10 protein-coding genes and 3 pseudogenes are annotated in these 13,229 nt (G+C 67.4%); 8 read left to right on the top strand and 5 right to left on the bottom strand.

Annotation, left to right across the window (positions count from 1 at the left end; translation table 11 throughout):
- A pseudogene (locus IE277_RS43460) lies at positions 1–645 on the top strand (IS5 family transposase); the annotation flags it as partial.
- A 22-nt stretch (positions 646–667) separates the two neighbouring features.
- Positions 668–1,322 (top strand): annotated as a pseudogene (locus tag IE277_RS43455) (transposase); the annotation flags it as partial.
- A 65-nt stretch (positions 1,323–1,387) separates the two neighbouring features.
- Here the strand turns inward: IE277_RS43455 and IE277_RS43450 are convergent.
- Positions 1,388–2,353: a LysR family transcriptional regulator gene (locus tag IE277_RS43450; RefSeq protein ID WP_229882468.1), complete on the bottom strand. Its 966-nt coding sequence runs from the start codon at positions 2,351–2,353 to the stop codon at positions 1,388–1,390.
- Between the two features lie 136 nt (positions 2,354–2,489).
- Here IE277_RS43450 and rox point away from each other — a divergent pair, with 136 nt between their 5' ends.
- The 5 genes from rox to IE277_RS43425 all read left to right on the top strand — a co-directional run bounded on the left by rox (position 2,490) and on the right by IE277_RS43425 (position 8,312).
- Positions 2,490–3,917, top strand: a complete 1,428-nt coding sequence (gene rox, locus IE277_RS43445) for a rifampin monooxygenase (RefSeq protein ID WP_189959235.1) — start codon at positions 2,490–2,492, stop codon at positions 3,915–3,917.
- 155 nt (positions 3,918–4,072) lie between these two features.
- Positions 4,073–4,720, top strand: coding sequence for a CatB-related O-acetyltransferase (locus IE277_RS43440; RefSeq protein ID WP_189959234.1), 648 nt, complete (start codon positions 4,073–4,075; stop codon positions 4,718–4,720).
- A gap of 52 nt (positions 4,721–4,772) precedes the next feature.
- Positions 4,773–5,168 carry a DUF3224 domain-containing protein gene (locus IE277_RS43435; protein WP_189959233.1) on the top strand — a complete coding sequence of 132 codons (396 nt, stop codon included), beginning with the start codon at positions 4,773–4,775 and terminating at the stop codon, positions 5,166–5,168.
- 118 nt (positions 5,169–5,286) lie between these two features.
- Positions 5,287–6,591, top strand: coding sequence for an erythromycin esterase family protein (locus tag IE277_RS43430; RefSeq protein ID WP_189959232.1), 1,305 nt, complete (start codon positions 5,287–5,289; stop codon positions 6,589–6,591).
- Positions 6,592–6,806: 215 nt separating this feature from the next.
- On the top strand, positions 6,807–8,312 hold the full coding sequence (locus IE277_RS43425; protein WP_189959231.1) for a carboxylesterase/lipase family protein: 1,506 nt from the start codon (positions 6,807–6,809) through the stop codon (positions 8,310–8,312).
- A 157-nt stretch (positions 8,313–8,469) separates the two neighbouring features.
- On the opposite strand, the pseudogene IE277_RS43420 reads toward IE277_RS43425, so the two are convergent.
- The 3 genes and pseudogenes from IE277_RS43420 to IE277_RS43410 form a co-directional block, all read right to left on the bottom strand.
- Positions 8,470–8,957 (bottom strand): annotated as a pseudogene (locus IE277_RS43420) (transposase); the annotation flags it as partial.
- Between the two features lie 424 nt (positions 8,958–9,381).
- Positions 9,382–10,317 (bottom strand): Vgb family protein, encoded by a 936-nt coding sequence (locus IE277_RS43415; protein WP_229882467.1) that lies wholly within the window; start codon positions 10,315–10,317, stop codon positions 9,382–9,384.
- Between the two features lie 668 nt (positions 10,318–10,985).
- The gene (locus IE277_RS43410) at positions 10,986–11,375 is read right to left on the bottom strand and encodes a VOC family protein (protein WP_189959230.1); all 390 of its coding nucleotides are present in this window, start codon (positions 11,373–11,375) and stop codon (positions 10,986–10,988) included.
- Between the two features lie 297 nt (positions 11,376–11,672).
- Between IE277_RS43410 and IE277_RS43405 the strand changes: the two genes are divergently transcribed.
- Positions 11,673–12,320: a TetR/AcrR family transcriptional regulator gene (locus IE277_RS43405; RefSeq protein WP_189959229.1), complete on the top strand. Its 648-nt coding sequence runs from the start codon at positions 11,673–11,675 to the stop codon at positions 12,318–12,320.
- Between the two features lie 183 nt (positions 12,321–12,503).
- Here the strand turns inward: IE277_RS43405 and IE277_RS49360 are convergent, their stop codons facing one another.
- Positions 12,504–12,905: a hypothetical protein gene (locus IE277_RS49360; RefSeq protein WP_189959228.1), complete on the bottom strand. Its 402-nt coding sequence runs from the start codon at positions 12,903–12,905 to the stop codon at positions 12,504–12,506.
- Between the last annotated feature and the right edge of the window lie 324 nt (positions 12,906–13,229).

Genomic DNA, 13,229 nt, shown 5'->3' with positions numbered 1-13,229 from the left:
GCAGCAGCTGCCGTCCGCCTCGTTCGGCCCTTCAGGGGCCACGGCTCACCGGCGTTTCGCCGAGTGGTCGAGGGCCCGGGTATGGGCGAAGCTTCATCGCCTGGTCCTCGACGAACTCGGCTCCCGCGGTGAACTGGACTGGTCTCGCTGCGCGATCGACTCGCTGAACATGCGAGCCCTGGAAAGGGGGACCTGACGGGTCCGAATCCGGTGGATCGCGGCAAGTACGGTTCAAAGATCCACTTGATCACCGAGCGGACCGGGCTGCCCCTGTCCGTCGGGATATCCGGTGCGAACATGCACGACAGCCAGGCTCTCGAACCGCTCGTGCGAGGTATCCCACCCATTCGCTCCCGGCGCGGGCCGCGTCGGCGGCGGCCCGCCAAACTCCACGGCGACAAGGGCTACGACTACAACCACCTGCGCCGATGGTTACGCAGCCGCGGCATCCGACATCGCATCGCCCGCAAAGGCATCGAGTCCTCCACACGGCTGGGCCGTCACCGCTGGACGATCGAACGCACCATGGCCTGGCTCGCCGGGTGCCGCCGCCCGCACCGCCGCTACGAACGCAAAGCCGAACACTTCCTGGCCTTCACCAGCATCGCCTGCACCCTCATCTGCTACCACAGACTCGCCAAATGAGATGGCTCTTTAAGGGGTCACCATGCTCATCGTCACCCGTGAGGGTGACCGCCGCTGCAAGCTCCCGCCGCACCAGCGTGCTCTGGCCGGCCTGGTGTACCTGCGCCGGCACGACACTCTCGCGCAGCTTGCCGCCGGCTTCGGTATCTCCGTCGGCACTGCCTACGCTTACATGGTCACGGTGATCGGCCTGTTCGTTGATCGAGCCCCGGGCCTGCTGCGCGCGCTGCGCGAATCCGACCACGACTATGTCCTGCTGGATGGCACCCTTGCGGAGTGCGACCGGGTCGGCGACAGCCGCGCCGATGACTCCCACAAGCACCGCCGGCACGCAGGTGACCGAACCGGCCGGGCGGTTGCAGTGGATCTCACCCGCCCTGCCCGGGCCGCGCCCACGATCTGACGGCGGCCCGCACCCACCGGATCATCCGTATCTGTGAGCGCCAGGGCATCCCGATCCTCGCCGACCGGGCCTACATGGGAGCTGGCTCGTGGGTGACGACACCCCTCAGACGCCCGCCGGGCCGCGAACTCACACCAACCCAGTAAACCGTCAACCGTGGGCTGTCCGCGGCACGGGCACCGGTCGAGCGCGGCGTCGCACGCTTGAAGTCCTGGCGGATTTTCCGCAGGGCCGGTGCAGCCCGAATCGAATGACGTCAATCGCCGCAGGTGTGCCCATAGCGACGCCGACATCGGCTGATGCGAGCGCGGGCGCGGCGTTGTTACCGTCACCGACCGTCTATGTCCCGGCACGCTGGTGCGACTTCGTAGCCGCGTAGCTGAGGGCGCGGATGAGCGGGCTCTCGTCGGCGGTCCGCCATACCAGACCCCAACGTACCGGTGGCATGTCTTGGACGGGGATGAAGGTGAGGCCGGGCCAGGGATAGAAGTGAGCGGCATCTCGTGCCACACCTAGAACGCCGTGTCCGGTCGTGACGAGGTCGAGCGCCTCGTGCCAGGTGGAGGGCCGCCGCGGAGCGCGGGCGATCGGGCGGCCGGAAGGAGTATGGAACGGTTGGAACGCGGCTTCCATGGAAGCGGGAAGCCGCCCGGGCAGGAACGCGCAGTGGTCGCCGAGGTCCTCCAGGCAGATCGACTCGCGTTCGGCATAGGGATGGCCGGTTGACAGCATCAGGAGGACGTCGGAGACGTGCACGACGGGGCCGACGGTCAGATCTGGCTCGTGGATGGGTAGATACAGCAGTGCCACGTCGGCATCGCCCGAGCGCAACAGGTCCAGCGGCGCCGGTGGTTGGACTTCCCGGTGACGCAGGTTCACGTTGGGGTGAGTGGATGCGAACAGGTCGAGGACGGGCTTGATGGTGCGCGCCATCGGCCCCATGGTTCCCAGGGTCAGCGTCCCTGACACGGCGCCTGCGGCGGCACGTGCCTTCGCGATGCCGTCCGTGATCTGCCGGTAGCCGGCTGACAGGTCCTGCCGGAGCTGTTCGCCCAGCACCGTGAGCCGTACGGTGCGACTGGTGCGCTCGAACAGCAGCCCGCCGACGCGGCGCTCGGCCTTGCGGATCGACTGGCTGACCCTGGCCGCGGTGATGTGAAGCCGCTCCGCCGTCCGGCCGAAGTGCAGTTCCTCGGCGAGCGCCAAGAAGATCTCGATGTCCCTGAGCTCCATCACCCCTCCCTCGAACGTAAACCTATCGCTTAACGCTGCGTTCCCGAACTCCGCGTTGCCGCCCCCGGTCACCGCCTAGCAAGCTGATCACCAACCACCTGATCCGGGGGACCAGGGGCAAGAGGTCGTGATGTTGTTCAAGAGCCGAACGGCGCGGCAGCGTCGCGGCTTCGCCGACGCGGTGACGATCTTGTTGAACGGGGATTTCATGATTGACGTCATCGTGGTCGGCGGCGGACCGACCGGCTTGATGCTGGCCTGCGAGTTGCGGCTGCACGGTGTGCGTGTGGTCGTGCTGGAGAGGTTGACCGAGCCGATCGAGCAGTCCCGTGGACAGGGCCTGCACGCGCGCAGCGTCGAGCTGATGGACCAGCGCGGCCTGCTGGACCGCTTCCTCGCGGTCAGCGAGAAGTTCCAGGTCGGCGGTCTTTTCGGCGGCATAGCCAAGTCGTGGCCGATGCGGTTGGACACGGCTCACCCGTTCGGCCTCGCCACCCCGCAGCCGGTCACCGAGCGGCTGCTGTACGAGCGCGCCGTCGAACTCGGTGCCGAGATCCGGCGCGGCCGCGAAGTGGCCGGGGTGAGCCAGGACGGGGACGGGGCGACCGTCGAGCTGGCGGACGGCATGCACCTGCGCTCGCGCTACCTCGTCGGCTGCGACGGCGGCCGCAGCACGGTGCGCAAGCTGCTCGGCGTCGGCTTCCCCGGTGAGCCCGCCAAGGTCGAGACGTTGCTCGGGGAGATGGAGGTGTCGGAGGATCCGGCGACGGTTGCCGCAACCGTCGCGGAGGTCCGCAAGACCCACCTGCGGTTCGGCGTCAGCGCCAACGGGGACGGGGTGTACCGCTTGGTCGTGCCCGCCGACGGTGTGGCCGAGGACCGTGCGACCGCGCCGTCCCTTGAGGAGTTCAGGCAGCAGCTGCGGGCCGTCGCGGGTACCGACTTCGGCGTGCATTCGCCGCGCTGGCTGTCCCGGTTCGGCGACGCCACCCGTCAGGCCGAGCGCTACCGGACCGGCCGGGTGCTGCTGGCAGGCGACGCGGCGCACATCCACCCGCCGACCGGCGGGCAAGGGCTCAACCTCGGCATCCAGGACGCATTCAACCTCGGCTGGAAACTGGCCGCCGAGGTGGGCGGCTGGGCGCCGGAGGGGCTGCTGGACACCTACCACGCCGAACGGCACCCGGTGGGCGCCCGCGTGCTGGAGAACACCCGCGCGCACATCGCGCTGCTGGGAACCGATCCAGGTACGACCGCGTTGCGGGAGCTGTTCTCGAAGCTGCTGGACTTCGAGGAGGTGAATCGATACATCACCGGGACCGTCACCGCCGTCGATGTCCGCTACGACTTCGGCGACGGCCACGAACTGTTCGGCCGGCGGATACGGGACGTCACACTGAAGCAGGGGCGTCTCTACGAGCTGATGCACGACGCCCGCGGACTGCTGCTCGACCAGACCGGTCGGCTCACGGTGGCGGGCTGGGCGGATCGCGTCGACCACATCGTCGACGTCAGCGAGGAACTGGACGCGCCCGCGGTGCTGCTGCGGCCGGACGGCCATGTGGTGTGGGTCGGTGAAGACCAGCAGGATCTGCTCAGCCGGCTGCCCCAGTGGTTCGGCGCTGCCGTCAGCTGAGGGCGCACCGCGGTTGGAATGCCTACCGGGTCTGCCGCCGAACAGAGCGGGTATGCCAAGCCGACACGCGCCCGCGGCGGCTGCCATGCAGGCGACTCCGAGTCCGCCACCAAGGCTGGACCTACACACATACCGTCAGAAAGAAGATCACTGTGATGCCACCTGTTTCCGCCGACCCGACCGTGGTCCATCCGATGCCCGAGCAGCCGCGGGTGGTGCTGCTGAAACCACTGATCACCTCGCCGTTGATCGAGGTCGGAGAGTTCTCCTACTACGACGACCCGGACGATCCGACCGCTTTCGAGACCCGCAATGTGCTGTACCACTACGGGCCGGAGAAACTGATCATCGGCAAGTTCTGCGCGCTGGGCGAGGGGGTGCGGTTCATCATGAACGGCGCCAACCACCGTATGGACGGGCCCTCGACGTTTCCCTTCCCGATCATGGGTGGTTCCTGGACCGAGCACTTCGACCTCATCACCGGCCTGCCCGGGCGAGGTGACACCGTGGTGGGTCATGACGTCTGGTTCGGCTACCGGGCCATGGTGATGCCCGGCGTCCGTATCGGCCACGGAGCGATCATCGCTTCCGGCTCCGTCGTCGTGGACGACGTCCCGGACTACGGCATCGTCGGGGGCAACCCCGCCCGTCTCGTCCGCCGCCGCCACAGCGACGCCGACATCGACCGCCTGCTGGCCCTGGCCTGGTGGGACTGGCCGCTGCAGCACATCACCGAACACATCCGCACGATCATGTCCGGCACCATCGACGACCTGGAGAACGCCGCGCCGCCGCTTCGGTGATCCACTCACGTTCCCACACTTCACAGTTCCAGCACCCCGGAGTCGAGCCATCATGACCGACCAGCAGGTAGAGCGCACCGTCAAGGCCAAGTTCGAGATCGTCGAGTTTGACGAGAGCGTGTACGGCCAGCAGACCGGGGGACCCAAGCTGACCCGGGTCACGATCCGGAAGCGCTACCAGGGCGTGATCGAAGGAACGGGTGTCGCCGAGGTGCTTACGGCCCAAGGCAGCGCCGGCGGTGGCTACGTCGCCTCGGAGCGAATCGAAGGCACCCTCGACGGCCGCCAGGGCACCTTCGTCATCCAGCACTGGGGGCTGGCCGATGGACCCAACCAGAGCAGCGAAGGAAGTATCGTCCCGCACTCCGGGACGGGAGAACTTGCCGGGATCACCGGGCACGCGATGGAGCGCGAGGTCCACGTACTCACGCTGGTCTACACATGGTGAGATCAGGAGATCCAGACCTCGGCTCGCCACCGCGCAGCACATTCGAGATCTCGGAAACCGCCGACCAACATACGACTCCCGTTTCAGATATCCAGCACCTCGGAATCGAGCCCTCAGCATGCCTGCTTCACCGCACCACAACCACAACCCGTTCGCCGACTGGCTTCGCGCCCATGCCGTCCCTCTCACTCACCTCGACCGTGAGGCGCCACTCGACGATCTGGAGCCGCTGTGCGCCGTCATCGGCGACGCACGTGTCGTCGCGATCGGTGAAAGTTCCCACTTCATCCACGAGTTCACCCTCATGCGCGAGCGCATCCTGCGGTTCCTGGCCGAACGCTGCGGCTTCGCTGTCCTGGCCTTCGAATACGGCTTCAGCGAAGGCTTCACCCTCGACGCCTGGGCCCAAGGCGAGGGAACAGACGACGACTTGTCGGCTCACCTCACCGAAGCGATCCCCGTGGGAGTCGACGAGCCGCTGCGCTGGATGCGCCGACACAACCGCACGGCCTCACCACCGGTGCGCTTCGCCGGCATCGACATCCCAGCGGCTGGCGGGTCCTTGCTCCCCGCCCTGGCCCCCGTCGCCGACTACCTGCGCCATATCGACCCCGAAACCCTGCCGGCGCTCCAGGAGGCGATACGGATCGGCGAAATCTTCGCCGGCGGCTCCGCGGCTGACGCCGCGCCCGCGTGGGCACGCCTGGCCGGCGCCGAACAGGACGCCCTCAGCGCGACCTTGGCTCGTCTGCTCATCCGGTTCCGTTCCCTCGAACCGCTGTACGTCTCCCGCGGCGACCAGCACAGTTACGACATCGCCGTGCGCCGACTCGAAGGCGCCTGCCGCGCCGACTACACCTTCCGTGCCATGGCCGACCTCTTCGCCGGCGAAGGGCTGACCGCGGACACCTCGGCCCGCGATGCCTACATGGCCCAGTCGGTCCTGTGGCACCTGGAGCGCTTCGCACCCGGGACCCGCGTCGTGCTGGCAGCCCACAACGCCCACATCCAGAAGACACCGGTCTCCTTCAACGGCCACCTCACGGGACTCCCCATGGGACAGCACCTGCACCGCGCGCTCGGCGACGAGTACGTCGCCCTCGGCCTGACCAGCACCACCGGACACACTGCGGACATGCCCCGCGACGAGAACACACGCTTCGGCTTCGCCATCGAGGCCACGGCGCTGGAGCCGCCCGAGCCGGGAAGCATCGAAGCTGCCTTCGCCGACGCCGAACTCGGCCTCAGCATCGCCGATCTCCGCCAGGCACGCCCAGAAGCCCGTGACGACTCCGGCCTTGCCCCGTCCCCCGACCGCATCCGGATCCAGAGCGCCTACCTGCACACCCCCGTCCTCGACGCATTTGACGCCATCCTTCACACTCCGACCTCCACTGTGGCCGACAACCTTGACGCCAGGTGAGGCAGGCCGACGACTGGGGCGGTGAGGCCGAGAAAGCACGGTCGGTGTAAGCGTGAACATCCCCACCCGCGTACGGGTTCTGTCGCCGATCGGTCCGACTCCGGTGTTGGTGCTGGACTCTGCCTCCCGGGCAGGCTGGGAGCTGTGTTCGATGGAATGCCCGAGTTGATGTCGCTCCGGGCAGCCGACTACGTCCTGTGTGGTGGAGGAAGCTCGTGGATGTCCGCAAAACGAAAGACGGTTTGGTTCGGGGTCATCGAGCGGCCTCCGATATCGTGGCGTTCCTCGGTATTCCCTATGCTGCCGCGCCCTTTGGGGTCAACCGCTTCAGGGAGCCGCGTCCGGTTCAGGCGTGGGAAGGTGTCCGTGAGTGCCAGGACTTCGGACCGGTAGCCCCGCAGTCGGCGCGGCTTCCAGAGGCGCCGTTCTGGTCGCCCGGCGACGAGGACATCCTCACGCTCAATGTCTGGGCTCCGGCCTCCGACAGTGGTCCGGTGCCGGTTCTGGTCTGGATCCATGGTGGTGCCTACACCTTCGGCACTTCCGCGCAGCCCGAGTTCAACGGCACCGCCCTGGCTGGTGCCGGCCTGGTTGTAGTGACCTTCAACTACCGACTTGGTTTTGAAGGATTCGGTCACATCCCGCCCGGTGCCGAGCCGCCGTACCCGGAGAACAGGGGCTTGCTGGACCAGATCGCCGCGTTGCAGTGGGTACGCGAGAACATCGCCGCCTTCGGCGGCGACCCGGCCAACGTCACGGTAGCGGGGCAGTCCTCCGGAGCGGCCTCGGCCGCCTGCCTGATGGTGATGGACCGGGCACGCGGGCTGTTCCGCCGCGTCATCGCCCACAGCGTCGTCGGCCCTTGCTACTCAAGGGAACTCGCTGCCGAGACCACCCGGAGGGTTGCCGCAGAGGCCGGCATTCCCGCCACCTCCACGCGCCTGACGTCCGCGACCCCGCACGCACTGGTCGCAGCCTCCGATCGTGTCGTCGACAGCTACCGGCAAGAGCCGGGTTCCGGGCCCCGTCACTACAACCCTGTGATCTACGGTCCGGTCGTCGACGGAGACATCCTGCCCTGCGACTCCCTGTCCGCGACGGCAGCCGGAGCCTCGGGAACGGTGGACCTCATGGTGTCCCACACCACCCAGGAGTGCTGGCTGATGGACGCCGTCGGCAGCAGTGCGAAAGTCACCACCGACGAACAACTGGCAAGTTTCGCCCGGGACTTCCACCTCCCGGACGACCTGGTGCCGGGCTACCGGAAGCTGTTGCCCGATGCCCCTGTCCTCGATATCTATCTTGCGATCTTCGGCGACCTGCTGTTCAGCGAATACACCACCCGGCTGGCAGAGCGGCACGCTCAAGCCGGTGGCCGAACGTTCATGTCCTGCTTCGCCCGCCACCGCAAGGGCCCCGAGGGAGTGATACGCCCCTGGCACTGCGCTGACATCCCCTTCGCCTTCGGTAACCTCACCCTCAAAAGTGTCGAGTTCCTCATCGGAGGTCCACCCGATGCCGCAGACCAGGAGCTGTCCCAGCGCATGATGGGAGCATGGGCCGGCTTCGCCACCGCTGGTGACCCCGGTTGGTCCCCCCTCGACGGCCCGACAACAACTCCTCATGTCTGGGACACTGCAGACAGCCCTGCTGGGGCGCAGAACACCACGGCGGCCCGTGACCTATGGCACCACGCGGACTTCTCACCCCTTCGGCCCTGAACCGAAACTCGGGTCCGCAGGCGTCACGGGGCCCAGTGCGGTGGTGTCCCGCCAAGTGGTGTAGTCGCTGTTCGAGTTGATTCGGCTCCGCTGGAGGAAGCCGGCGGTCGTCTCCTGTCGGTCTGGGGTTAAGAAGCTCGGCCACGGGACCTCCGGAGAGGTAGCGACGGTCGAAGACCTGCCACTCGTCGTGGAGTTCGGCGAGGACCGCGGCGGCGAGCCGGTCGAGTGCTGCGGGGTTGGGGAAGACCTGGACGACGTCGGCCCGGGGCGCGGACGGCTCTGGCGGTGGTCTGTCCGCGCCAAGACGGTGCGGATCGCAGCCACCAGCCCGCTGTGGCTGTCGGAGATCACCAGCTGGACATTCTTCAGGCCGTGGGCCCGAAGGTAACGCAGGAACTTCGTCCAGAACGGCTTCGACTCGCTGTCGCCGACCTCAGCCCCAGGATCACGCGGTGCGGCGAAGATACCTGCGTCGATGACCACGGTGTGGGACACGATCCGGTGGTCCATCCTGGCCTTGCAGTACGTGGCGTCCAAGAAGACGTAGGGGAAGACGGTGTGGTCCAGCGGTCGCTCCTTGAATGCGGTCAGTTCCCCGTCCAACTCGCCGCAGATCCAGGACACTTGCGACTTCGGGATCCCGTGCACGTATGCCTGCGAACAGGGCACGGAATCGGCGGATCTCCAAGCAGCGTTGCGGGTCCAAGACCATCGTCAGCTGTCCTCCGCCGCCCTTTGCCGACCAGCAGCAGGGTGCCGGGCAACAGGACTCACTGCATCAACAAGCAGCCCTTGTCACTCGTACCTGACGGGCGGCGTTCACGCGTACGACGGCAGCGGCGCCCGATCAGCGCCTTGATCCGCGCCAGCGTCCAGGTCTGGCCCGGCCAGCCGTGTGCCACCGTCCCTTCAACTCCAGGGCTGATGTTCCGCCGCGCCCCCACGCCGACCGCGGCAACCAGCGCGTGTCGGGCATGGGGGTGCTGAGCTGGGCGGACTGGGTTGGGGTGGCAAAGCGCTGTGTTGATGAACGTGGGGAGGTCGCACCGGCCAGGGAGGTTGGGTCTCAACGTGGTGTGAGTCGGGCGATTGTCCCGATCTCCAGGGCTGTCCAGATTGCACTGTCTGGTCCCAGGGTGAGGCCGTGTGGTTCGGAGGCGGGGCTGGGAAGGTCGTGTTCGTCGATTCGGCCGTCGGGGGTGATCCGGCCGATGCGGTTGGCTGCCCATTCGGTGAACCAGCAGTTTCCGTCGGCGTCAGCTGCGATGGCGTGGGGGCGTGACGCGCGATCGGGCAGGGCGAATTCGTCGATCTTTCCGTCCGGCGTGATGCGTCCGATCTGACCGGCGCCGATCTCGACGAACCACAGGGCTCCATCGGCGCCGGCGGTGATGCCGACCGGTGCGCTGGCCGGTGTGGACAACGGATGGACGGTGACGTCGCCGTCGAGCCCGATGGCGCCGATCGCGTTCGCCTGGTTCATCGTGAACCACAGCCGGTCGTCCGGGCCGGTGGCGATGGCTGACGGGAATGCTCCCGAGAGCGGGAGAGGGAACTCGGTGACGTGGCCGTCGGGTGTGATGCGGCCGATGCGGTCGGCGCCTGCTTCGGTGAACCACAGCGCGGCATCGGGGCCCATGGCGATGCCGAACGGCCCGGCATCCGGCGTCGGCAGTGGGAACGAGCTGATGTTTCCGGTAGTGGTGATGCGGCCGATCCGGTGGCTGCGGAATTCGGTGAACCACAGAGCGTCGTCGGGCCCTGTTGTGATGAGCGACGGTCCGCTGGAGGCGGTTTCGAGCTGGTAGGAGGTGACGCCGCCGTCGGGGGTGATCCGGCCGATCTGTCCGTGGTGGACCATGGTGAACCACAGTGCGCTGTCGGGGCCGCAGGTGATTCCGTAGGGGCCGGCGTCCCTGCCGGAGACGGGGAATTCTGCGGTCGGAGCGGTCGGAGCGGTCGGAGCGGTCGGAGCGGTCGGAGCGGTCGGACGGTGCGGCATAGGGCGGGTTCCTTCATCGGCTGGGGGGGTGGAGTTCAGCGACTGCAGACGCAGTCCGGAGCGCTGCGTGACCGCCTCTGGCTAATCCTGCTGCGCGATGCGGGACTGGTTCAGACTGCAGGAGCCTTGGCGCGTGATTGACCTGGGGGACTTGGTGAGTGGCGAGCCGGTTCGCTCAGGAGCTCGGTGCATGTACTGCGGGTCCTCTGACGGTCTTCGTAGCCGCCTTGGCCGCAGCAGGCCGAACACCAGTGAGGGTGACGCCCTCGGCGGGCGGGGCCCCATCGCGTCCCGCAATGTTCGCATCGCCGGCTGCGGTCCCGTGCGGCGCGTCTGCCAGGCAGCTGAACACCAACACCATGGTGAGGGGCGGCTGAGGTCAGTGAAACGAAACGTGGAGGGCCGCGATGCTGCGGATGGGTAACAGGGCTGGCTGTTCAAGGACATGTGTTGTGTCGGCGCATCCGGCGAAGGGGCTCGTCGACTCTCAAGGGGATTGTTTCGGCGAGGTGTGCCGACAGGTCGTCGTCCGTTCCTCACGCCCTGGTAGCGCTTCCGGATCGTGACCCGGGTCAGCTTGGGCCCCTCTGTGTGCTGGCCGTACACGCTCTCGTGAACGGTGGCGGGATGGGGCGTCAACTTTGAAGAGTGCTTTGGTGTGGTGTTGGTCAGTCGTGTTCGGGGGTGGCCCATTCGATGAACTGGATGATCACGCCGTTGGGGTCGGTGACCTGGAACAGGCGCTCGCCCCAGGGCTCCTGAAGCAGTGGCATGGTGATCTCGATTCCGGCGTCGCGCAGTCGCCTCTCCTGTTCTTCCAGGCCGCGGTCGAGGGTGTAGGCCAGGATCAGGCCGTCGGCGTGGCGGTCGCGCTGCTCGGGCGGCAGTACCTGGATGCCGCGGGCGAGCAGAACGACATCGACCGCGTCGGGCCGTGACAGGGAGGCGAACTCGTCGGTGGTCTGCTGGACGGAGTAGCCAAGGTGGGTGGTGAAGAACTTCTGGGAGGCGGCGACGTCGTCAACGGTCAGCGAGACGGTAGAGGCGGTGAATTGCACAGGGTCTCCTTGGAGGGGGTGGGGGGCACAGGTCAGTTGTTGCGGCGGCGAAGCAGGGCGCGGACGTGCCGGGCTTGCTGTCGCACGCGGATGCTGTGGTCGCCCGGCGGGCGTCGCGGCTCAGCGCCGCGCAAAGGGAACTGCTTGGGCTGCTGCGGGTGAGGCGCAGTGATGGAATCGATCACGGGGCAACGAAAGATGTTCATTCCTTCGTCGTAAACTTACGACAGTGGTAAAGATAGCCCGAGGCCCTCAAGGGTGTCAACATAAAAATGCTACGAGGGTAAGATTGCGCTCATGTCTACCCAGAGGTCCGCCCTGGCTGCCGGGCTGCGCGAGGCGAAGAAGCAGGAAACCCGGCAGCTCATCTCCGATCACGCCACCCGGCTGTTCATCGCCCAGGGCTTCGAACAGACGACCATCGCCGAGATCGCCGCCGCCGCCCGCGTCGCCAAGAAGACCGTCACCAACTACTTCGCCCGCAAGGAAGACCTGGCCCTGGACCACCAAGAGGAGTTCGCCACCTCCCTGGCCCACGCCGTCACCGCCCGGCCCCCGGGCGAATCAGCGTTGGCCGCACTGCGCCGCGCGTTCGCCGACACCGCAGCCGCCCAGGATCCGGTCGCCGGGTTCTCCGGCCAGGACTTCGCCCGCATGATCGCTGACAGCCCCACCCTGACCACCTGCCTGCACGGCCTGCACGAGCAGCGCGAACGCCACCTCGCCCAGGCACTCGCCGAAGCCACCGACACCGAACCCGACGACATCACCGTCCAGACCGCCGCCAGCCTGCTGGGCACCATCCACCGCGTGCTGTTCCACCGCATCCAGACCCTCACCCTCGCCGGCCACACCAACGACGAGATCGCTCGCATCATTGCTGCCGAAGCCACCCAAGCATTCAACCTGCTGGAACCCGCCCTGTCCGACTACGCCACCGCCTGACGCGAACACCTCACCGAGCCCCGTCCTCCAAGTTCCGGGCAGGCCAGGATGAGGTCGCCGGCGGCGCTGTGACTGGCCAGTGGGACGTACGACGCGCGGGCTTTGGCGGCGGTGTCCGTGGGCTGCGGCTGCATGGTCACCATCTGATCGGAAAGGTCCACGTGAGCCGGATCTGCGCTGCGCTCACTGCGCGGTTGCGGGCATGGAGTGCAGCGTGCTGTGGTCGTTGGTGGTCGCTCCGGCGGTGCGTCCGGTGCCGGCGATCGCGTAGAACGGCACGAGTGCGACGCCCTGTTCGCCGCACATGCGTAGGAGCTGTTCCGGATCGGAGGAAGCCCCGATGCCGTGCATGTCGGCCAGCGCGCCGAACCGCTCGGCCATCGAATCGGTTCCCACGATGCGCAGGCCGCCCTCGATGCGCTGGACTGGGACGAGCACACCAACCCGGCCATCAGTGTGCACCGCACCGACGAGAAGAACTCCTCCCGTCACGAGGTCTGCACCGTCCGCGTCCAGCCGCTGCACCCCGGCCAGGTCGTCCTCCCTCACGCCACCCAGGCCCTGCTGATCGAGCGGGTACGCCACCGGCCGGGGCATCGGGTTCGCCGACCGCGGGTACGATCACGGCTTCCAACGCGACCGACCCTCGCGGGCAGCAGCCGTCCGTTGTTCCACTGGGACTGCAGGCGTTGGATGAGCTTGGCGGTGAAGTCGTCGGTGGACCGCATGGAGTCGTGGAGCGCGGACGCGCAGCCTGCCAACTCCTGGCTCACCGACCAGCTGCCCGCATTGAGTTGGGTGCGCGGTCTCGTAGCGCGGGCCAGATCGGGTGCTTCCTCTTCCCTGCCCAGCACGGGATTTCCCGGTGCTGGTTCCGTGCGGACTTGGTGCTGACTACGCTCCGTTGAA

Source organism: Streptomyces alanosinicus (genome assembly GCF_014650595.1).
Lineage (GTDB): Bacteria > Actinomycetota > Actinomycetes > Streptomycetales > Streptomycetaceae > Streptomyces > Streptomyces alanosinicus.
This window is presented reverse-complemented; position numbering and strand designations above follow the sequence as displayed.